Source organism: [Mycobacterium] manitobense (assembly GCF_025821665.1).
Taxonomy (GTDB): Bacteria; Actinomycetota; Actinomycetes; order Mycobacteriales; family Mycobacteriaceae; genus Mycobacterium; species Mycobacterium arseniciresistens.
The window spans coordinates 1-20,174 of the sequence record NZ_JACKSJ010000070.1 but is presented as its reverse complement, the minus strand read 5'-3'; the positions used below and the strand labels follow the sequence as shown (position 1 = coordinate 20,174).

At 70.7% G+C, this 20,174-nt stretch carries 22 protein-coding genes; 15 read left to right on the top strand and 7 right to left on the bottom strand.

Annotated features, from left to right (window positions below; genetic code table 11):
• From H7I41_RS09710 to H7I41_RS09700, 3 genes are all read left to right on the top strand, one after another.
• Positions 1-440: NlpC/P60 family protein (locus tag H7I41_RS09710; RefSeq protein WP_264012367.1), on the top strand; the 440-nt coding region annotated here is incomplete at its 5' end.
• A gap of 35 nt (positions 441-475) precedes the next feature.
• Positions 476-1,291, top strand: a complete 816-nt coding sequence (locus H7I41_RS09705) for a peptidase (protein ID WP_264012366.1) — start codon at positions 476-478, stop codon at positions 1,289-1,291.
• Positions 1,288-2,415, top strand: a complete 1,128-nt coding sequence (locus tag H7I41_RS09700; RefSeq protein WP_264012371.1) for a glycosyltransferase family 4 protein — start codon at positions 1,288-1,290, stop codon at positions 2,413-2,415. The genes H7I41_RS09705 and H7I41_RS09700 overlap by 4 nt, the downstream gene beginning before the upstream one ends.
• Here H7I41_RS09700 and H7I41_RS09695 read toward each other — a convergent pair.
• The gene (locus tag H7I41_RS09695; RefSeq protein ID WP_264012364.1) at positions 2,412-4,211 is read right to left on the bottom strand and encodes an AMP-dependent synthetase/ligase; all 1,800 of its coding nucleotides are present in this window, start codon (positions 4,209-4,211) and stop codon (positions 2,412-2,414) included. The genes H7I41_RS09700 and H7I41_RS09695 overlap by 4 nt on opposite strands.
• Positions 4,212-4,307: 96 nt before the next feature.
• Here H7I41_RS09695 and H7I41_RS09690 point away from each other — a divergent pair, with 96 nt between their 5' ends.
• The 5 genes from H7I41_RS09690 to H7I41_RS09670 all read left to right on the top strand — a co-directional run bounded on the left by H7I41_RS09690 (position 4,308) and on the right by H7I41_RS09670 (position 7,674).
• The gene (locus H7I41_RS09690; RefSeq protein WP_264012363.1) at positions 4,308-4,700 is read left to right on the top strand and encodes a polyketide cyclase / dehydrase and lipid transport; all 393 of its coding nucleotides are present in this window, start codon (positions 4,308-4,310) and stop codon (positions 4,698-4,700) included.
• Positions 4,701-4,766: 66 nt separating this feature from the next.
• Positions 4,767-5,204 (top strand): SRPBCC family protein, encoded by a 438-nt coding sequence (locus tag H7I41_RS09685; RefSeq protein ID WP_264012361.1) that lies wholly within the window; start codon positions 4,767-4,769, stop codon positions 5,202-5,204.
• A gap of 1 nt (position 5,205) precedes the next feature.
• Entirely contained in the window at positions 5,206-6,471 is a 1,266-nt protein-coding gene (locus H7I41_RS09680) for an ArsA family ATPase (protein WP_264012370.1), read from the top strand.
• Positions 6,468-6,866, top strand: a complete 399-nt coding sequence (locus H7I41_RS09675; protein WP_264012360.1) for a hypothetical protein — start codon at positions 6,468-6,470, stop codon at positions 6,864-6,866. The genes H7I41_RS09680 and H7I41_RS09675 overlap by 4 nt, the downstream gene beginning before the upstream one ends.
• An 82-nt stretch (positions 6,867-6,948) precedes the next feature.
• Positions 6,949-7,674, top strand: coding sequence for a lysophospholipid acyltransferase family protein (locus H7I41_RS09670; protein WP_264012359.1), 726 nt, complete (start codon positions 6,949-6,951; stop codon positions 7,672-7,674).
• A gap of 1 nt (position 7,675) precedes the next feature.
• On the opposite strand, the gene H7I41_RS09665 is transcribed toward H7I41_RS09670, so the two are convergent.
• A complete protein-coding gene (locus H7I41_RS09665) occupies positions 7,676-8,956 on the bottom strand; it encodes a glycosyltransferase 87 family protein (RefSeq protein WP_264012358.1) in 1,281 nt (426 codons plus the stop codon).
• 95 nt (positions 8,957-9,051) lie between these two features.
• Here H7I41_RS09665 and H7I41_RS09660 point away from each other — a divergent pair, with 95 nt between their 5' ends.
• The 3 genes from H7I41_RS09660 to H7I41_RS09650 are packed head-to-tail and all read left to right on the top strand — an operon-like array spanning position 9,052 to position 11,903.
• A complete protein-coding gene (locus H7I41_RS09660; RefSeq protein WP_264012357.1) occupies positions 9,052-9,957 on the top strand; it encodes a hypothetical protein in 906 nt (301 codons plus the stop codon).
• The gene (locus tag H7I41_RS09655) at positions 9,957-10,454 is read left to right on the top strand and encodes a polyadenylate-specific 3'-exoribonuclease AS (protein ID WP_264012356.1); all 498 of its coding nucleotides are present in this window, start codon (positions 9,957-9,959) and stop codon (positions 10,452-10,454) included. The genes H7I41_RS09660 and H7I41_RS09655 overlap by 1 nt, the downstream gene beginning before the upstream one ends.
• Before the next feature lie 51 nt (positions 10,455-10,505).
• Positions 10,506-11,903 (top strand): class II 3-deoxy-7-phosphoheptulonate synthase, encoded by a 1,398-nt coding sequence (locus tag H7I41_RS09650; protein ID WP_264012355.1) that lies wholly within the window; start codon positions 10,506-10,508, stop codon positions 11,901-11,903.
• Here H7I41_RS09650 and H7I41_RS09645 read toward each other — a convergent pair.
• Positions 11,900-13,105, bottom strand: a complete 1,206-nt coding sequence (locus H7I41_RS09645) for a protein kinase domain-containing protein (protein WP_264012354.1) — start codon at positions 13,103-13,105, stop codon at positions 11,900-11,902. The genes H7I41_RS09650 and H7I41_RS09645 overlap by 4 nt on opposite strands.
• Positions 13,106-13,139: 34 nt before the next feature.
• Between H7I41_RS09645 and H7I41_RS09640 the strand changes: the two genes are divergently transcribed.
• Positions 13,140-13,544, top strand: a complete 405-nt coding sequence (locus H7I41_RS09640; RefSeq protein ID WP_264012353.1) for an Rv2175c family DNA-binding protein — start codon at positions 13,140-13,142, stop codon at positions 13,542-13,544.
• On the opposite strand, the gene H7I41_RS09635 is transcribed toward H7I41_RS09640, so the two are convergent.
• From H7I41_RS09635 to H7I41_RS09620, 4 genes are all read right to left on the bottom strand, one after another.
• Positions 13,499-15,037: an alpha-(1->6)-mannopyranosyltransferase A gene (locus H7I41_RS09635; protein WP_264012352.1), complete on the bottom strand. Its 1,539-nt coding sequence runs from the start codon at positions 15,035-15,037 to the stop codon at positions 13,499-13,501. The two genes, H7I41_RS09640 and H7I41_RS09635, sit on opposite strands and share 46 nt — an antisense overlap.
• 4 nt (positions 15,038-15,041) lie before the next feature.
• Positions 15,042-16,121: a bifunctional (2E,6E)-farnesyl/geranyl diphosphate synthase gene (gene idsA2 / locus H7I41_RS09630; RefSeq protein WP_264012369.1), complete on the bottom strand. Its 1,080-nt coding sequence runs from the start codon at positions 16,119-16,121 to the stop codon at positions 15,042-15,044.
• Positions 16,122-16,232: 111 nt separating this feature from the next.
• Complete coding sequence (locus H7I41_RS09625; RefSeq protein ID WP_264012368.1) at positions 16,233-16,862, bottom strand: LppM family (lipo)protein; 630 nt, start codon at positions 16,860-16,862, stop codon at positions 16,233-16,235.
• A gap of 112 nt (positions 16,863-16,974) precedes the next feature.
• On the bottom strand, positions 16,975-17,571 hold the full coding sequence (locus tag H7I41_RS09620; protein ID WP_264012351.1) for a GNAT family N-acetyltransferase: 597 nt from the start codon (positions 17,569-17,571) through the stop codon (positions 16,975-16,977).
• 208 nt (positions 17,572-17,779) lie between these two features.
• On the opposite strand from H7I41_RS09620, the gene H7I41_RS09615 reads away from it, so the two are divergent.
• The 3 genes from H7I41_RS09615 to rsmH all read left to right on the top strand — a co-directional run bounded on the left by H7I41_RS09615 (position 17,780) and on the right by rsmH (position 20,068).
• Positions 17,780-18,181, top strand: a complete 402-nt coding sequence (locus H7I41_RS09615) for an SCO2097 family morphological protein (RefSeq protein WP_264012350.1) — start codon at positions 17,780-17,782, stop codon at positions 18,179-18,181.
• A gap of 311 nt (positions 18,182-18,492) precedes the next feature.
• Positions 18,493-18,924: a division/cell wall cluster transcriptional repressor MraZ gene (mraZ, locus tag H7I41_RS09610; RefSeq protein WP_018599516.1), complete on the top strand. Its 432-nt coding sequence runs from the start codon at positions 18,493-18,495 to the stop codon at positions 18,922-18,924.
• Entirely contained in the window at positions 18,899-20,068 is a 1,170-nt protein-coding gene (gene rsmH, locus H7I41_RS09605) for a 16S rRNA (cytosine(1402)-N(4))-methyltransferase RsmH (protein ID WP_372503718.1), read from the top strand. Before mraZ ends, rsmH begins: the two co-directional genes overlap by 26 nt.
• The last annotated feature ends 106 nt before the right edge of the window (positions 20,069-20,174 follow it).

The window sequence follows — 20,174 nt, the reverse complement described above, 5'->3', positions numbered from 1 at the left end:
CGCCGCCCGCGGCGCTGCCGCCGAACGACCCCGCCGTGGTGGCCGCTCCTCCCGGTGCCATCCCGCCCGGTGACCTCGCCCCGCCTGCGGGAGGCGGCCAGGGCGCCGTCGCGGTGCAGGCGGCACTGAGCCGGATCGGCTCGCCCTACTCGTGGGGCGGTTCCGGCCCGAGCGCGTTCGACTGCTCAGGCCTGGTCATGTGGTCGTTCCAGCAGGCCGGCCTCTCGCTGCCGCACTCCAGCCAGGCGCTGGCCCGCGGCGGTCAGGCGGTGTCGATGGACCAGATGCAGCCCGGCGATCTGGTGACGTACTACTCGGACGCCTCGCACGTCGGCATCTACATCGGGGGCGGACAGATGGTGCACGCCTCCACCTACGGCACACCGGTGCGCGTCGCCCCGGTGGACAACGCACCGATCTACAACGTCCGCCGGTACTGAGGCCGGGCGTCATCCCCGGCGCGGTCGGGCCGTCCTTGTCTGCCAAACGCCTGCTGCTCGCGGTGCTGCTGGCCGAACTGACGTGCGCGCTGCTGCTCGTCGACCGGTCCGCAGCGCCGACCGTCCCGCACACCGCCGCCCCTGACGCGCAGACCTCCACACTGGCCCCGACGACACGTGCGTTGCCCGGCGGGCGTACCGCAACGCTGATCGCCGTCGGCGGACCGGACAGCGCCGCCCTCACCCGCCGCATCGCCGATGAGTTGGGGCCCGCCGCCGACGCGGTGACCGCGTTCTGGGGCCCGGACTGGCGACGCGACATCGTGGTGGCGGTGGCGGGCTCCGACGTGCAGTTCGCCGCACTGGCCGCGCCGACTCCGGGTGCGCCGACCACCGACATCGCCGCCGTCACCACCACCGACCGGATTCTGTTCGCGCCCGGTGCCGCCGCGATGACCGCGCCGGCGCTGCGAATCGTGCTGCGCCACGAGCTGTTCCACTACGCCGCACGGGCCGACACCGCGGCCGACGCGCCGCGCTGGCTGACGGAGGGGGTGGCCGACTACGTCGCGCGCCCCGCTCCCGCCGCGCCGCCCGAGGCCGACGTGCCCGCCCGGCTGCCCACCGACACCGATCTGGACACGGCCGGGCCGGTGCGCTCGCTCGCGTATGACCGGGCGTGGCTGTTCAGCCGCTACGTCGCCGACCGGCACGGAATCGCGGCGCTGCGCGCGCTGTACCTGCGCGCCTGCGGCCCGGGACACCCGGACGTCGCGACGGCGGTCCGCGACACCCTCGGACAGAGCCTGCCCGAGGTGGAGGCCGGCTGGCGGGCGTGGCAGGCGCAGTGACCCGGGTCCTGCTCGTCACCAACGACTTCCCGCCCCGCCGCGGCGGCATCCAGGCCTACCTCGAGGAGCTGGTGGCACAACTGGTGGCGGCCGGTTCGCACACGCTGACCGTGTACGCGCCGACGTGGTCGGGATCGCAGGACTACGACCGCGCGGCCGGATACGAGGTGGTCCGGCATCCCACCACGCTGATGCTGCCCGAGCCGTCGGTGGCGACCAGGATGCGCGCGCTGATCCGGCGCCTCGACATCGAGACCGTGTGGTTCGGCGCCGCGGCGCCGCTGGCACTGCTGGCGCCGCTGGCGCGGCGGGCCGGCGCAGGCCGTGTGCTGGCCAGCACGCACGGTCACGAGGTGGGCTGGTCGATGCTGCCGGTGGCCCGAACGGCGTTGCGCCGCATCGGCGACGGCACCGACGTGGTGACCTACGTCAGCCAGTACACCAGGGGGCGGTTCGCATCGGCGTTCGGTCCCGCCGCCGCACTGGAGCACCTCCCGCCGGGCGTCGACACCGACCGGTTCACACCCGACTCGGCCGCGCGCGCGGAACTGCGTGCCCGCTACGGCCTGGCCGACCGGCCCGTGGTGGTCTGTCTGTCGCGGCTGGTGCCGCGCAAGGGCCAGGACATGCTGATCCGGGCACTGCCCGAGGTGCGGCGGCGCGTCCCGGGGGCGGCGCTGGTGATCGTCGGCGGCGGCCCGCACCGGGACGCCCTCGAGCAGCTGGCCGTCCGGCACGGTGTCACCGACCACGTCGTGTTCACCGGCGGTGTGCCCGCCGCCGAACTCCCGGCCCACCACGCGATGGCCGACGTCTTCGCGATGCCGTGCCGCACCCGCGGCGCGGGCCTCGACGTGGAGGGGCTGGGGATCGTCTACCTGGAGGCCTCGGCGACCGGCGTCCCGGTGGTGGCCGGGCGGTCCGGCGGCGCCCCGGAGACGGTGCGCGACGGCCAGACCGGGACGGTCGTCGACGGCCGCGACATCGACGAGATCGCCTCGGCGGTCAGCGACCTGCTGGCCGACCCCGTCCGGGCCGCCGCGATGGGAGCGGCGGGCCGGAGCTGGGTCGTCGACCAGTGGCAGTGGCGCACCCAGGGCCGCCGGCTGGCCGGACTGCTCTAACCGGACCCGTAGAGCGCCTCGATGTCGGTGGCGAACTTCTCCGCCACCACCTTGCGCTTGACCTTCAGGGTCGGGGTCAGTTCGCCGGTGTCCTCGGTGAAGTCGACGGACAGGATGCGGAACTTGCGGATCGCCTCGGCCTTCGAGACCGCCTGATTGGCCTCCTTGACCGCCGAATCGATCTCGGCGACCAGGTCCGGGTCGTCGGTGAGGTCGCCGACGGAGGCGCCGCTGTCCTTGCCGTTGCGCCCCTTCCACCCGTCGAAGGCCTCCGGGTCGATGGTGATCAGCGCACCCACGAACGGCTTGGCGTCCCCGACGGCCATCGCCTGACTGATCAGCGGATGTGCACGCAGCTGGTCCTCGAGTACCGCGGGCGCGACGTTCTTGCCGCCCGCGGTGACGATGATCTCCTTCTTGCGTCCGACGATCGTCAGGAAGCCGTCCTCGTCGAACGCGCCGAGGTCACCGGTGTGGAACCAGCCGTCGGAGAAGACCTTGTCGGTCTCCTCCTGGTTGTTCCAGTAGCCGCTGAACACGACGCCGCCCTTGACCAGCAGCTCGTCGTCCTCGCCGAGGCGCATGCTGTTGCCGGGCAACAACTTCCCGACCGACCCGATCTTGATGTCGCCGACCCGGTTGACCGTGATCGCCGCACTGGTCTCGGTGAGGCCGTAGCCCTCGTAGATCGTCAGCCCGACGCCGCGGTAGAAGTGGCCGAGCCGGGCGCCGAGGGGGGCGCCGCCGGAGATCGCGGCGCGGCAGTCCCCGCCGAGCGCAGCGCGCAGCTTGCCGTAGACGAGCCGGTCGAACACCGCGTGCTTGGCCCGCAACACCAGGCCGGGGCCCTTGCCGTCGTGCGCCTTGCTCCACTCGATCGCCGTGTTGGCCGCGATCTCGAAGATGCGGCCCTTGCCGTCGCTGCGGGCGTTCTGCTCGGCGGTGTTGTAGACCTTCTCGAACACCCGCGGCACCGACACCACCAGCGTCGGCTTGAACACGCCGAACAACGGCACCAGGTTCTTGATGTCGCTGGTGAAGCCGAGTGTCACCTTGCTCGTGAACGCGGCGATCGTGATGGCGCGCGCCAGCACGTGGGCCAGCGGCAGGAACACCAGCATGCGTTCGCCCTTGGCGAGCTGATCGGGGAAGCACGCCTTGGCGCCCCGGATCTCGTAGAGCAGGTTGGCGTGGGTCAGCTGGCAGCCCTTGGGCCGGCCGGTGGTCCCGGACGTGTAGATCAGCGTGGCTGGATCGGCTGAGGAGATCGCCGCGAGCCGGTCGGAGAGTTCCTTGGCGTCCACCGTCGCGGCGTCCTGCGCCAGCGCGGGCAGCGCGGGTTCGGCGCCGTCGATGCGCAGCACCGTGTGCAGCTGGGACAGCTCGCCGGCGAACTGGTCGATCTTGTCGGCGTGGGCGTCGGTCTCGGCGAAGACCGCGACCGCGCCGGAATCCGACAGCACGTGACGCACCTGCTCGGCCGAGGAGGTCTCGTAGATCGGCACCGTCACCGCGCCGGCGGCCAGGATGGCCAGGTCGATGATCGTCCACTCGTACCGGGTCGCCGAGAGCAGCGCCACCCGGTCGCCGGGCTTGACACCCCTGGCGATCAGACCCAGGGCGGTGGACCGGATCTGGTCGGCGGCTGCAGCGCAGGTCACGTCGACCCAGGCGCCGTCGACGAGGCGGCTGAAGATGACATGGTCGGGATCGTCGCGCTCGTGGGCGAACACGGCACCGACGACGCTGTCGTGCTCGTCGACGGTGAACTCGGCAGGAACGCTGAACTCGCGCACGGTGCTGGCCTCCCGGCTCTCGGCTTGCTGATGTGCGGCCTCAGCCTAGTCGGCCGACCCGGCCCGGCGGAGGAGCATATGTGAAGCTTGAAGGCGATGAACAGCATCCAGATCGCCGACGAGACCTTCGTGGCGGCAGACCCGGCCGACGTCGGCCGCGCGGTCGCCGATCCGGCGGCCTGGCGGCGGTGGTGGCCGGATCTGCGGCTCACCGTCGTCGAGGACCGCGGCGCACAGGGTCACCGCTGGACCGTGACGGGCGCGCTGGCCGGGACCATGGAGGTATGGCTGGAGCCGGCGCTGGACGGGGTGATCCTGCACTACTTCGTGCATGCCGAACCGTCGGGAGCCGCGGCGTGGCAATTGGCCCGGATGAATCTGGCCAAGCTCAATCATCAACGCCGCGTCGCCGGTAAGAAGATGGCGTTCGAGGTCAAACAGACGCTCGAGGCGTCGCGGCCGGTGGGGCTGCCCCGGCAGACTTCATAGTCCTCTTCCCGGCCGCGCGGTTGGGACGAGGTGGCCGGGGTAGATTTCGTGCCGAGGAGGGTGCAGGTGGCGGACAGAACGGCACAGACGATCTACATCGATGCCGATCCGACGACGGTGATGGACGTGATCGCCGACATCGGCTCGTATCCGGACTGGGTTGCCGAGTACAAGGAAGCCGAGGTTCTCGAAGCCGACGCGAAGGGCAACCCGAAGACCGCACGGCTGGTGCTCGACGCGGCCGTGCTCAAGGACACCATGGTGCTGGCCTACGAGTGGCCGTCCGACCGCACGTCGGTGACCTGGACGCTGGTGTCGAGCTCTCTGCTCAAGGCGCTGCAGGGCGCGTACCGGTTGACACCCAAGGGAAACGGCACGGACGTCACCTACGAACTGTCGGTCGACCTGGTGATCCCGATGATCGGTCTGCTCAAGCGCAAGGCGGAGCGCCGGCTGACCGACACCGCGTTGAAGGACCTCAAGAAACGAGTCGAGGCTGACTGACCTGAGTGACCGGCCACCGGCCACCCCCGCCCGCATCAGTCTCTTCGTCGGCAAGGGGGGAGTGGGCAAGTCGACGCTGGCCACGGCGACCGCGGTGCGCGACGCGCGTGCAGGCCTGCGGGTGCTCGTCGTCTCGACCGACCAGGCCCACTCCACCGGCGATGTGCTCGGCGCTGTGGTGGTGCCCACCGGACGCCGCGAGCCCACCCGGGTGCTCGCCGAACTGGACACCGGCGACGCAGGTGGATTCCTCGACGCGCTGGCGCTCGACACCCTCGCCCTGCTGAGTGAGCGCTGGCGTGACGTCGCCTCCGCCGTCGCCGCGCGGTTCCCCGACTCGGATCTCGGAGAGCTTGCCCCCGAGGAACTCTCGGCGCTGCCGGGGGTGCAGGAGGTGCTCGGCCTGCACGAGGTCGGCGAGCTGGCCGCCGAGGGCACCTGGGACCACGTCGTGGTGGACTGCGCCTCGACGGCCGACGCGCTGCGGATGCTCACCCTGCCCGCCACCTTCGGCCTCTATCTGGAACGGGCCTGGCCCCGCCACCGGAGGTTGTCCACCGCCGCCGACGACGCGGCGACCACCGCCGTCATCGCACTGGTCGAGCGCATCGACGCCGCCACCCGCGAGTTGAGTTCGCTGCTGTCCGACGGTTCGCGGGTCAGCGCACACCTGGTGCTGACCGCCGAACGGGTGGTGGCCGCCGAGGCGGTCCGCACCCTCGGCTCGCTGGCGCTGATGGGTGTGCGGGTCGCCGAGCTGGTGGTCAACCAGTACCTGGTGCACGACGAGGAGTTCGAATACCGCAACCTGCCCGAGCACCCGGCCTTCGAGTGGTACGCGGCGCGGATCGGCGAGCAGCGGGCGGTGCTCGACGAGCTCGACGCGGCGGTAGGCGACGTCGCGCTCGTGCTGGTGCCGCATCTGCCCGGGGAGCCGATCGGACCGAAGGCCCTCGGTGAACTGCTCGAGGGCGCCCGGCGCCGCGACGGGTCGCCACCGCCGGGGCCGCTGCGGCCGGTGGTCGACCGGGAATCCGGCAGCGGCCTCGAAGCGGTGTACCGGCTGCGACTAGAGTTGCCTGCAATCGACACCGGCGGACTGTCGTTGGGCCGGGTCGACGACGACCTGATCATCGGTGCCGGCGGTATGCGGCGCCGCGTACGGCTGGCATCGGTTCTGCGGCGGTGCATCGTGACCGATGCGCAGCTGCGGGGCCATGAGCTGACGGTGCGATTCCGACCGAACCCGGAGGTGTGGCCGGCGTGAGCGAGTCCGACACCGGCGCCGCCGGGCGGCGACACCAGAACCTGGCGCCCGAACTGCGGGCACTCGCCCAGGCCGTGCTCGACCGTCTCGATCCCGCGGTGCGGTTGCTGGCCGCACGGGCGACGTCGAGCGGAACGCCGGGCGCGTGCCAGCAGGTGTGGTGCCCGGTGTGCGCACTCGCGGCGCTGGTCAGCGGCGAGGAACACCCACTGCTGAGCGTGGTCGCCGAGCACAGCACGGCGTTGCTGACGGTGGTGCGTGCCGTGGTCGAGGACATGGGCCCCCCACCGGACCCCGACCGGCCTCCGCCGCCGGGTTCGGCGCCGCAGGGGCCGCCGCCGGACCAGCCCGCACCCGGTCGCTATCAGCACATCCCCGTCACCGTCGAGGAGTGACGTCCCGTGCTGTGGTCCGTTCCACAGTGCCTGGGTAAAGTTGTCGCCGAGCACCGTCAGGTGCGTCCGATGGGGAGGATCCATGTGGTATTGGCTCTTTAAGTACGTCTTCATGGGCCCACTGCTGTCGTTGCTCGGCCGCCCGAAAGTCGAAGGGCTCGAGCATGTTCCGACCTCGGGCGCGTGCATCCTGGCCAGTAACCACCTGGCGGTCGCGGACAGCTTCTACAAGTGCCTCGTGGTCAAGCGTCGCATCACCTACCTGGCCAAGGCCGAGTACTTCACCGGCGCGGGGCTGAAGGGCTGGTTCCAGCGCTGGTTCTACACCGCCGCCGGCCAGGTGCCGATCGACCGCACGGACGCCGACGCCGCGAAGGACGCTCTGAGCGCCGCGGTGCGGATACTCAACGACGGCAAAGTGCTCGGCATGTACCCGGAGGGCACCCGCTCGCCGGACGGCCGGCTCTACAAGGGCAAGACCGGACTGGCCCGGGTGGCGCTGGAGACCGGGATCCCCGTCATCCCCGTCGCGTTGATCGGCACCGACGTCGTCAACCCGCCCGGCAGCAAGATGTGGCACTTCGGACGCGTGCAGGTGAAGTTCGGCAAGCCGATGGACTTCACCCGGTTCGAGGGCCTGGCAGGCAACCGGTTCATCGAGCGTGCGGTCATCGACGAGGTGATGTACGAGCTGATGCAGCTGGGCGGCCAGGAGTATGTGGACCTCTATGCGGCCGACGTCAAGGAGGGCACGGCAGACACCGAGACACCGCCGGCCGCCCGCATCCCCGAGGCCGCCGCGGGCTGAGTCAGTTCGCGGCCGGGACCGGTGCCGCGTCGGGCGTCGACCCGGCCGGGTCCGCCGCCGCGGAGGCTCGCAGCATCCCGGTCACCACGATGACCGCGAGCGCCCACCACACGTAGGACCCACCGGCCAGCTGGCGCCACAGCGAGGCCGCCGCCTCGCGATGCGCGGGCATCAGCGTGATCGGCGTCCACACCACCAGCGCCACCCCGGCCGCCGAGACCGCGGCCAGCGCCGCCGACCTGCGCCGGACGGCGGTCACGCCGGTGGCCAGCACGGCAGGCAGCACCCACACCCAGTGGTGTGACCAGGAGACGGGTGACACCACCAGCCCGAACATCGCCACGCAGATCAGGGCGAGCACCGGTTCCCCGGCGTTCAACAGCCGCCGCCCCGCCCACACCGTCAGCCCGAGCACCGCGAAGCAGCACGCCGTCCACACCGCGAACCGGACGTCGTCGCCCAGGCCGAGGCGGGCCAGCGCGCCTGCGATGTTCTGGTTGGTGTTCAGGGTGGCGGCGCCGATCCGGTCGGTGTTGCTCACCGTCTCGGTCCAGTACTCGATCGAGTCCCGCCAGGCCAGCGCGAATCCGACGAGGGTGGCCACCGCGACGGACGCCGCGGCCGTGAGCAGTGCGCGGGTGTCGCGGCGCAACAGGAAGTACAGCAGGAACACCGCGGGCGTCAGCTTGAGCGCGATCGCCAGGCCGAGCAGCATGCCACGCGGCCACGGGGTGCGCCGCGGCACGCAGTCCGCGATCACCAGCGTCATCAGGATGACGTTGATCTGCCCGAAGTCGAAGTTGGCCCGGATCGGTTCGAGGTAGACGACCGCGGGCGCCACCAGGGCGGCCGCCAGCCAGGCCCTGCGCAGCCACGCGGGCTCCGCCGTGACCGTGGTGTCCGGCCAGACGTCGAGCCGGGTGAGCACGATGGTGGTCGACACGATCAGCAGCACCAGCGTGGTGGCCGTGATCGCCGTGCTCGCCGCGGACAGCGACAGCCACGCGAACGGGGCGAATGCGATGGCGGACAGCGGCGGGTAGGTGAACGGCAGGTCGAGACCGCCCTCGGTGTGGAAGATCGCCCCGTCGGCGTACAGCGGCCGGCCGTCGAGCCAGGCCCGGCCGCCCATCCGGTAGACGTCGACGTCGATGCGGTAGGGGACGTGGCCCAGCAGCCGCCACCCGGCCCAGCCCAGGGCGGCAAGGGTCAACAACTGGAACAGCCGCCACGCGATGGTGGGAGCCCAACCAGCCCCACCGGGCGACTGCCGAGTACTCATGTCGCCGAACAGACTATCGGTGGGCAACGGCGCGCCGGGACGCCATGCCGGACCCGACACCGAATTCGGCGCGCAGGTCGGCGTAAGTTTTCTGCGTGCACGTGACCTTCGATCTGGACTTCGTCACCGCGGGAGTCACCCGGGACCGGCTGCCGCTGGTGTGTTGTCTGGTCGCATTCATCCTCACGTTCTTCGTGACCCGCACGATCGTCCGCTACATCCGCCGCAACGCGGACAACGATGCACCCCGCAAGTGGTGGCAGCCCCGCAACATCTCCACGGGTGGCAGCGGGTTGCACATCCACCACGTGGTGATCGGCGTGATCCTGGTGATGATCTCCGGTATCGCCATGGTGACGCTGGCGGTGAACGGGGGAGTACCCGAATTCACCGTCGCGGCCATCGGCTTCGGCGTCGGCGCGGCGCTGGTGCTCGACGAGTTCGCGCTGATCCTGCATCTGTCCGACGTGTACTGGTCCGAGGACGGCCGCACGTCGGTCGATGCCGTCTTCGCCGCGGTCGCGGTGGCCGGACTGCTGGTGGTGGGGTTCAACCCGCTGTCGTTCTTCGACATCGGCATCTGGCGCGACGACCACTCCCTGGCGGCGCGGGCGTCGGTGATCGCGATGGCGGTGCTGACCCTGGGGCTCGCGATGATCGTGCTGTTCAAGGGCAAGGTGTGGACCGGGCTGGTGGGCATGTTCATCACCCCGCTGCTGTTCGTCGGCGCGATCCGGCTGTCGCGGCCGCACGCCCCGTGGGCAAGGTGGCGCTACACCGACCGGCCGCGCAAGATGCATCGCGCCCTCGAGCGCGAGCGCCGGCTGCGGCGGCCCGTGGTGCAGGCCAAGCTGTGGTTGCAGCACGTCGTCGCGGGCGAACCGCAGTTCCCGGAGGACGCCAAGGTCGACGCCGAACTCGACCGCGAGATCCACGCCGCCCCGGCGCCGGGACCCGGTCCGGCGATCAGGCCCGCCCGCGACCACGGGCGGGTCGCCTAGTGCGGTACTTCTACGACACCGAGTTCATCGACAACGGCCACACGATCGAGCTGATCTCGATCGGTGTCGCGGCCGAGGACGGCCGCGAGTACTACGCCATCTCAACGGAATTCGATCCCGACCGGGCCGGCAGCTGGGTGCGTAAGCACGTACTGCCCAAGCTGCCGTCGCCGGCGTCGCCGCTGTGGCGGTCACGGCGGCAGATCCGCGCCGAGCTCGAGGACTTCTTCGGCATCGACGGCGACGACACGATCGAACTGTGGGCGTGGGTCGGCGCCTACGACCACGTGGTGCTCTGCCAGCTGTGGGGGCCGATGACCAGCCTGCCGCCGGCGATGCCGCGGTTCACCCGCGAACTGCGCCAGTTCTGGGAGGAACGCGGGTCGCCGCGGATGCCGCCCCGGCCGCGTGACGCCCACGATGCGCTGGTCGACGCGCGGCACAACCTGCTGCGCTTCCAGACGATGACCGGCCTCGACCGTCGTCCGCCGGGCTGACCTGCAGTCGACCGCGTAAATTCCGATGCGCGGCCCGGTTACCATGGACAGGTGAACTGGACCGTCGACGTACCCATCGACCAGCTCCCAGACCTGCCGCCGCTGCCCGAGGACCTGCGGCGACGGCTCGACACCGCGCTGGCCCGGCCGGCCGTCCAGCAACCCAGCTGGGATCCCGACACGGCCAAGGCGATGCGAACGGTGCTGGAGAGCGTTCCGCCGATCACCGTGCCGTCGGAGATCGAGCGGCTCAAGAGCCTGCTCGCCGACGTCGCACGCGGCGAGGCGTTCCTGCTGCAGGGCGGTGACTGCGCGGAGACGTTCGCCGACAACACCGAGCCGCACATCCGCGCCAACATCCGCACGCTGCTGCAGATGGCGGTGGTGCTGACCTACGGCGCCAGCATGCCGGTGATCAAGGTGGCCCGCATCGCCGGCCAGTACGCCAAGCCGCGGTCGGCCGACATCGACGCGCTGGGGCTGCGGTCCTACCGCGGTGACATGGTCAACGGCTTCGCCCCCGACGCGGCGTTGCGTGAGCACGACCCGTCGCGGCTGGTGCGTGCCTACGCCAACGCCAGCGCCGCGATGAACCTGGTGCGGGCGCTGACCTCCGGCGGCCTCGCGTCGCTGGACCTGGTGCACGACTGGAACCGCGAGTTCGTCCGCACCTCGCGCGCCGGGGCCCGCTACGAGGCGCTGGCCGGTGAGATCGACCGCGGCCTGCGGTTCATGAACGCCTGCGGCGTCAAGGACCCGAACCTGCAGACCGCCGAGATCTACGCCAGCCACGAGGCCCTGGTGCTCGACTACGAGCGGGCGATGCTGCGGTTGTCCACCGACTTCCCGGCCGGCGATCCCGAACCGCGGCTCTACGACCTGTCCGCGCACTACGTGTGGATCGGCGAGCGCACCCGTCAGCTCGACGGCGCCCACATCGGGCTGGTCGAGACGATCGCCAACCCGATCGGTGTCAAGCTCGGCCCGACCACCACGCCCGAGATGGCCGTCGAGTACGTCGAGCGGCTGGACCCGCACAACGTGCCGGGCCGGCTGACGCTGGTCACCAGGATGGGCAACCACAAGGTGCGCGACCTGCTCCCGCCGATCATCGAGAAGGTGCAGGCCACCGGTCACCGGGTGATCTGGCAGTGCGATCCGATGCACGGCAACACCCACGAGTCCTCCACCGGCTACAAGACCCGCCACTTCGACCGCATTGTCGACGAGGTGCAGGGCTTCTTCGAGGTGCACCGGGCGCTGGGCACCCATCCCGGCGGCATCCACGTCGAGATCACCGGTGAGGACGTCACCGAATGTCTCGGCGGCGCGCAGGACATCTCCGACACCGACCTCGCCGGCCGCTACGAGACCGCGTGCGACCCGCGACTGAACACCCAGCAGAGCCTGGAGCTGGCGTTCCTCGTGGCGGAGATGCTGCGCGACTAGAGCAGCCCGGGCAGATTGCTGCCCAGCGTCCAGGCGGCGGCGCCGAGCAGGCCGGTGAGGGTGAGCACCGCGATCACCCAGAACAGCAGGGTCCGCCTGGCCCGTTGCCTGGCCCAGTAGAACTCGTCGATCGGGATACCGGCGAAATGGTCTGCGACCGAGGCGTATTCGTCGTCGCGGCTAGGTTCCGCAGGCCAGTCGTCAGGGCCGCGGGTGAGTTCGCGAGTGGGCTGGCGCGGCGGCGCGGGCGAGGCGGCGGTGACCGGCGCGCGGGCGTGCGCACGGGTGGCCGACGCGTGCGCCGCCGAATTCCTTGCCACCGGCACCCGGAAGGCAGGCAGCCGCAACTCGTCGGCGATGTCGGCGAGGTCGTCGCCCATGTCCTGGGCGTCGGCGTAGCGCTGTGCGGGGTCACGCGCGGTCGCCCGCAGCACCAGATCGTCGAACTGCGGCGGCACGCCCGCGATCGCCGAACTCGGCGGCGCCACGTCGTGGTCCATCCGCTGGTAGGCCACCGCCAGTGCGGTGTCGCCGGTGAACGGGGTGTCTCCGGTCAGCAACTCGTAGGCGAGCACGCCGACGGCGTAGACGTCGCTGCGCGGCCCGGAGTCACCGGAGGCGACCTGCTCGGGCGAGAGGTAGGCCGCGGTGCCGAGGATGACGCTGGTCGAGGTGATCTTCGCCTCGGCGAGCGCGCGGACCAGGCCGAAGTCGGCGATCTTGACCTCGCCGTCGTCGGAGATCAGCACGTTCTCCGGTTTGACGTCGCGGTGCACCAGACCGGCCCGGTGGGCGACGGCCAGCCCGGACAGCACCGGCGCCAGCACCGCGGCGGCGGCGTGCGGCGGCATCGGGCCGCGCTCGCGCAGCAGCTCGCGAAGGGTGCCGCCCTCGACGAGCTCCATCACCAGGAACGGGTGGCCGCGGTCGATGCCCTGGTCGTAGACGGCGACCAGGCCGTCGCCCTTGAGCCGTGCGACGGCACGGGCCTCCCGCTGGAACCGGGTCAGGAAGTGCTGATCGCCCGCGTACCGGGACTCCATCACCTTCAGCGCCACCGGCCGGTCCAGCCGTTCGTCGAGGCCGCGGTACACCGTCGACATCCCGCCTGCCGCGATCGGGGCGTCGACGCGGTAACGCCCGTCCAGCACGGTGCCGACGAGCGGATCCGAATGCTGGGGGTAGGGCTCCACCGAACACATGTTACGAGTCCGGTTTGGCCCTAGACTCGATGCCGTGAGCAGCATTCCGGCCGCTGACGACGTGTTGGAGCCCGACGAGGCCGTCTACGACCTGCCTGCCGTCGCATCAATGCTCGGCATTCCGGTGACCAAAGTCCATCAGCACCTGCGGGAGGGCCACCTCATCGCCGTCCGCCGCGGCGGCACCGTGGTGGTGCCCAAGGTGTTCTTCGACGACTCCGGGCAGGTGATCAAGCCGCTGCCCGGGCTGCTGGTGGTGATGCACGACGGCGGGTACCGCGACACCGAGATCGTGCGGTGGTTGTTCACCCCCGACCCGTCGCTGACCATCAGTCGCGACGGCAGCACCGAGCGGCAGACCAACGCGCGGCCGGTGGACGCGCTGCGGTCACATCAGGCCCGCGAGGTGGTGCGCCGCGCCCAGGCGATGGCGTACTGACCCGGCCGCCGGTCGGGGTGATAGAGCGAATACCACGCCACCACAGCGCATGCCGTGGCGAGCAGCACGTGCGCCCATGAGTACATGCCGTGGGCGCCGTCGGGTTTGAAGATCACCATGATCCACGTGGAGAAACCGGCGATGAGCGCGATGGCGGGCCGGCTCTGCGCCAGCGCTGCCACCACGGCGAGCGGCCAGGTGTAGTACCAGGGCAGCGCGGCGGGCACGAACAGCACCACCACCGCCATCACCGCGGCGATGCCGACGAGTGCCTCGCGGTCGGTGTGGCGGAACCGCCACCACAGCAGCGGAAGTGAGATCGCGATGATCGCGATCCCGATGATGCGGGTGACGTCCAGCACGGCGTAGAAGTTCACCGGCAGGAACAGTCCGCCGATCACGTTGACCAGTTGGGCCGCCGCGGTCGGCAGGGTGAGCCAGTTGATGATCTTCACCGATCCGGCGAGCGCGGTCAGCCAGCCCAGGCCGACGCCGGCCAGTGCGGACACCACCGCGAACACCGCGACGAAGATGGCGCACGACGCGGCGGTGGCGGCGGCGAAGGCGCGCAGCGGCCGGTACCCGCGACGGTCCTGCAGCTGACGCATCCACACCCACACCATGAACGGGAGTGCCAGTCCGCCGGTCGCCTTGACCGCCACCGCGAGCGCGATCAGGGCGACGCCCCAGACCGGCCGGCCACCGAACGTCAGCGCGATGCCCGCGACCATCAGCCCGACCATCAGCATCTCGTTGTGCACCCCCCCCATCAGGTGGATGACCACGAGCGGGTTGAGCACACAGATCCACAGGGCCGCCGGGCCGTTGGCGCCGACATGGCGGGCGACCCGCGGCGCCGCCCAGATCAGCAGTGCCAGCCCCGGCAGCATGCACAGCCGCAGCAGCATGGTGCCCGCGATGACGTCGTCCCCGACGAGCAGGGTGACGAACTTGGCGATCAGGATGAACGCCGGACCGTACGGTGCGGTGGTGGTGGTCCAGATCGGACTCACGTTGTCCAGCAGCGAGTTGGGGTTCTCGATCGGGCCCACCAGGTACGGGTCGAAGCCGTCGCGCAGCAGGGCACCCTGGGCCAGGTAGGAGTAGGTGTCGCGGCTGAACACCGGCACGCTCAGCAGCAGCGGGGCGATCCAGAAGCCCGTGGTCGCGACCATCGTGTACTCGGAGACATCCCCGTCGATCACCCGCCTACCCAGCCACAGCCACGCGATCAACATCACCGCCACCCCGCCCCACAGCAGCAGCGACGACAGCACGAGGCCATGTCCGAAGCGCAACCACGACAGGTGCAGTGACTCCAGCAGCGGGTCGTGCAGCCTGGTGCTGCCCGCGCCGAGCGCGCCGACGGTGATCAGTGCGGCGCCGAGGCAACCGAGCAGCGCAGGCCGCGCCGCACCCGATGAGGCGAATGCGGCCAGCCGAGAGAAGTGCTGTCCCGCAGGACTTCTCGGAGTTCCCGTATCGGTCGTCATGCTGTCAGGCGGACCGGTTGGCGGCCGATCTCGCGAGCTCGGCCAATCCGGTCTTCGCCTGCGCGTCGATCGGTGCGGCGGCCAGGCGCTCCAGCGAGCGACGGGTGAGCAGCTCGATGCGCTCCTCGACCGCCGCCAGCGCGCCGACGGACTCGATGACCTGACACAGCTCGCGCACCTGGGCATCGGACAAGTTCGTGCCGATCGACGTCCTCAGCAGCTTGGCCGCCACCGGGTCGGTGCGCTCGGCGAGCTCGACGGCCTCGGCCACCAGCACCGTGCGCTTGCCCGAGCGCAGGTCGTCCCCGGAGGGCTTGCCGGTGACGGCGGGGTCGCCGAACACCCCGAGCACGTCGTCGCGGAGCTGGAAGGCCACCCCGAGGTCGGTGCCCACCTCGTGGAAGATCGTCTGCACGTCGGGGCGGTCCGCCGCCGCGGCGGCGCCCATCTGCAACGGCCGCGACACGGTGTAGGACGCCGTCTTGTAGGTGTTGACGGTCATCGCCGATGCCACCGAGTCCGCGCCGCCGGCCTCGGCGACGATGTCGAGGTACTGCCCGCCGAGCACTTCGGTGCGGATGTCGGCCCAGACGCGTTGCACCCGCCGGTGCGCGTCGTGCGGCAGGTCGACGGTGGCGACGATGTCGTCGGCCCACACCAGCGCGAGGTCGCCGAGCAGGATCGCCGCCGACAGGCCGAACTGCTCGTCGGAGCCGTGCCAGTTCTGCCCGCGGTGCCGCTCGGCGAAGAGCCGGTGCACGGTCGGGAGGCCGCGGCGGGTCGCCGAGGCATCGATGACGTCGTCGTGCACCAGCGCGCAGGCGTGCAGCAGTTCCAGCGCGGCGAACAGCCGGAGGATCCCGGGGTCGGCATCGCGGCCCGCCACCGCGCGCCAGCCCCAATAGGCGAACGCCGGGCGGACCCGTTTGCCTCCGCGCAGGACGAACTCCTCCAGCGCGGCGGTCAGCTCGGCGTATTCGGTGCCGATGTAGGCGCTGTCCCGGCGGCGGTCCCGGAGATAGTCCCGCAGTTGGTCGGTGACGGCACGGGCCAGCTCGACGGCTGACGGTGCCGCGGCATCCACGCTCAGCGGGCACCCCTTTCTCATGTGCTGATCTCGCCCCCGAGTGCAATAAGAGTAGAGCGTGTCGGGGGTTTCCCGGCAAGCCAGGCGCACGTCGGCGCCTCGCGCCGGTCAGGCGTCGTTGGCGGGCTCCTCGCCGAAGCGGGGCGAGCGGTCGCGGCTCGTCCAGGCCAGTGCGCCGACGATGCCGGCCACCACCATCGACGCCAGGCCCAGCCAGATGGCGGCGCCGGTGAACGAGCGGGCGCTCGGATCGGTGTAGCGGGCCTGCGCGTTCATCGTGGTGACCACCCCGGGGCGGAGCTTCCACTCGACGATCTCGGCGCTGAGCTGGTCGCCGTTCGTCGAGGTGACCTCGCCGGGGAACGACACCGAGAGCGACACGTCGGCCTCCGGATCGCTCAGGGAGGTCAGGTCGACGCGGCCCTCGAGAATCACCAGGTCGCCCGCGCGGCGCAGGGAGATGTCGACGCCGGCCGCATCGCGGTTCATGTTGGCCAGCTGGGGCAGTTCGGCGAAGGTGAGGTCGGAGAACACCGCCTGTGAACCCACGTAGTCGTCGCGCTCGTACTCGGTGACCGCCACCTTGGTGGCGAACGGCAGGCTGTTGAGCAGCTGCGGTCCCTTGTCGTTCTCGTCGCGCGGCTTGGCGGCGGCGACGATCTGCCCCGACACCCGGTCGTCCGGTGACACCGTGATCGAGGCGCGCACACGCACACAACCCACCATCATCGGCAGCATCAGCACCAGCAGGGCGAGCACCAGCAGACGGGTTCGGCGACTTGCGGACGGGCGGGCGCGCACCCGGTCATCGTGCCAGACCGGACGTTGCCCGGTGGGCCCGACGGGCGGACTAGAGCGGCAGAGCGCGCCCGAGGATCGCGAAGGGGCGTGGATCGCCGGCGAAGTGGTAGCCGCGGATCACGTCGGTGAACCCCAACCTGCGGTACAGCCGCCAGGCCCGGTTCGCCTCACCGCTGGTCTCCGGGGTGGACAGCAGCACGTGGTTCTCGGTGCGGTCGGCGAGCAATCGCCTGGCCAGCGCCTCGCCGAGGCCCCGGCCCTGTGCGCCGGGATCGATGTGCAGTTCGGTGAGCTCGAAGTAGCTCGTCATCAGGTCGGCGATCCGGGAACGTTCGGCGCCTACCCGCTGCAACCCGGCGACCACCTGCTGCTGCCACCACTGGTCCGGGGCGCCGCAGTAGCCGTAGGCCACCCCCAGCAGCGGTGCGGCCTGCAGCTCGTCGGGGGGCGGCGACGGTGAGTCGTCGGCGGTCTCGACCGCGGCCACCGCCTTCCAGCCGTGCCTGCGGGTGTGCTCCAGCCACATCGAGGCCCGTTGCTCCTCGGTACCGCGCGGGTAGTGCATCGCGTCGACGTACACACTGAGCGCGTCGGGGAGGCGCCGTGCCATGTCGTCCGGCGACAGATCGATCAGAAATGTCGCCAATGTGTCGCCTCTCCAGGGTGCTCAACCGTCGCCTCCATTATCCGGGGCGAGGTGGTGGCAGCCCAATGGCGGTGCACGTCATACAATCGAGCGACGAAGTAGGTGGTACGGCTCAGATCGACCTCGTATCATGACTGTTAGGTGTCCGTGAATGCGGGCATGGATGACTTTGAACACCGTGACCGGCCGTACCGGCGAGGAGGGACGAATGCCACTCTCCGATCATGAGCAGCGCATGCTCGATCAGATCGAGAGCGCGCTGTATGCCGAGGACCCCAAGTTCGCCTCGAGCGTGCGGGGTGGAACGCTGCGTGCGCCCTCGGCCCGCCGCCGACTGCAGGGCGCGGCGCTCTTCGTGGTCGGTCTTGGCCTTCTGGTCTGCGGGGTCGCGATCAAGGCGACCATGATCGGCACCTTCCCGATCCTCTCGGTGATCGGTTTCGTGCTGATGTTCGCCGGTGTGGTGTTCGCGATCACCGGTCCGCGGGTGAGCGGTGCGCGCGACCGTACGGCTCCCGAGGCGCCGTCGCGGTCAGGGAAGAAGCAGAAGGGTTCGGGCTCGTTCACCAGCCGGATGGAGGATCGGTTCCGCCGTCGCTTCGACGAGTAGCCGAACAGTCGGTTTCACAGGGGTAGCCCGATTGCGGGCTACCCCTTTTTCATGTCTGCGGACGCCGCGGCGACACGCCGACCCCGGTTGTCGCGCGCTGTGCGCCCCACTACGCCCCACCGCCCGCCTGTGATGCCCTGACCGGCTCTGATGCGCTCCCGTGGCCGTCACGCGGCGTCGGCCGAGCGCCTGACCAGCCCAGGCAGGGGGCTTCGGTGGGGAAATTGTCGACGTCGCAGCCACTAGTTGGAGCAAAGTGGGGGATTGTGGGGTAAAGTGGCACACATCGGAGCGAGGCGGGAGGTGGCCGGATGTTTCTGGGCACCTACACGCCGAAGCTCGACGACAAGGGGCGGCTCACACTGCCCGCCAAGTTCCGCGACGCACTGGCAGGAGGGCTGATGGTGACCAAGAGTCAGGACCACAGCCTGGCGGTCTACCCGCGGGACGAATTCGAGAAGCTCGCGCGGCGGGCGTCGCAGGCGTCGCGGTCCAACCCGGAGGCACGTGCCTTCCTGCGCAACCTGGCCGCCGCCACCGACGAACAGCATCCCGACGCGCAAGGCCGGATCACCCTGTCCGCCGACCACCGTCGCTACGCCAACCTCTCCAAGGAATGCGTGGTGATCGGATCGGTTGACTACCTGGAGATCTGGGACGCCCAAGCCTGGCAGGAGTACCAGCAGACCCACGAAGAGAACTTCTCCGCGGCTACCGATGAAACTCTGCGCGACATCATCTGAGTCCCCCGCGGGCCGGGGACACCACCCGGCCTCCGGTCCGCATGTCGCCCGTGCATCGTGGCCTCTGTCCGATCCGGCCCTGGCGTACTTCCCCGACGCCAGGTCCGCGCTCTCGGGCAGGGACCTCGATGCAGGGGCGCTCCTTTCACTGAACGGTTCTTCGGGGGTCGCGATGGAACACGTCCCGGTCCTGCTGGACCGCTGCGTCGAACTGCTGATGCCGGCGCTGACCCGGCGCGGCGCCGACGGGGCGGGCGCGGTGCTCGTCGACGCCACCCTCGGCGCCGGCGGGCACTCCGAGCGCTTCCTGTCGCTGCTGCCGGAGCTGCGGGTGATCGGCCTCGACCGCGATCCGGATGCCCTGGCCATCGCCGGCGAACGGCTCACCCCGTTCGGCGACCGGGTCCACCTGGTGCGCACCCGCTACGACGGCATCGCCGAGGCCCTGACCGGATCCGGCTCGTGGGCAGCGGACGTCCGCGGTCTCCTGTTCGACCTCGGTGTCTCGTCGATGCAGCTCGACCGTCCGGAACGGGGTTTCTCCTACTCCGCCGACGCGCCCCTGGACATGCGGATGGATTCCGACGCCCCGCTGACCGCGGCCGAGGTGCTCAACACCTGGGACGAGAAGGCCCTGGCCCGGGTGTTGCGCGAGTTCGGTGAAGAACGGTTCGCCGGCCGGATCGCCAAGTTCGTCGTGCGCCGCCGCGCGCGTGCGCCGTTCACCAGCACCGGCGAGTTGGTGGAACTGCTCTACGAAGCCATCCCGGCCCCCGCCCGCCGCACCGGTGGCCATCCCGCCAAGCGCACGTTCCAGGCGCTGCGCATCGCGGTCAACGGCGAACTGGACTCGCTGCGCGACGCGCTGCCCGCCGCGCTGGACGCGCTGGACGCCGGCGGGCGCATCGTGGTGATGGCCTACCAGTCCCTCGAGGACCGCATCGTCAAGACCCGCTTCGCCGAGGCGACCGCATCGCGCACGCCACCCGGGCTGCCCGTCGAACTGCCCGGACACGGGCCGGAATTCGTCGCACTGACGCGTGGCGCCGAGCGTGCCGCCCCTGAGGAGATCGAGCGCAATCCGCGCAGCGCCCCGGTGCGCCTGCGCGCGCTGGAGAAGGTTGCCGGAAGGGAAGTGGCATGAAGGTGAAGCGAACCGCAGCAGACCGCGGCGCCGATCGGCGGCGTACGGCCCGCCAACCGGCCCGCGGTGGCGGCCGCCGCCCGGTCGAGGCGCCGTCGCCCGTCGC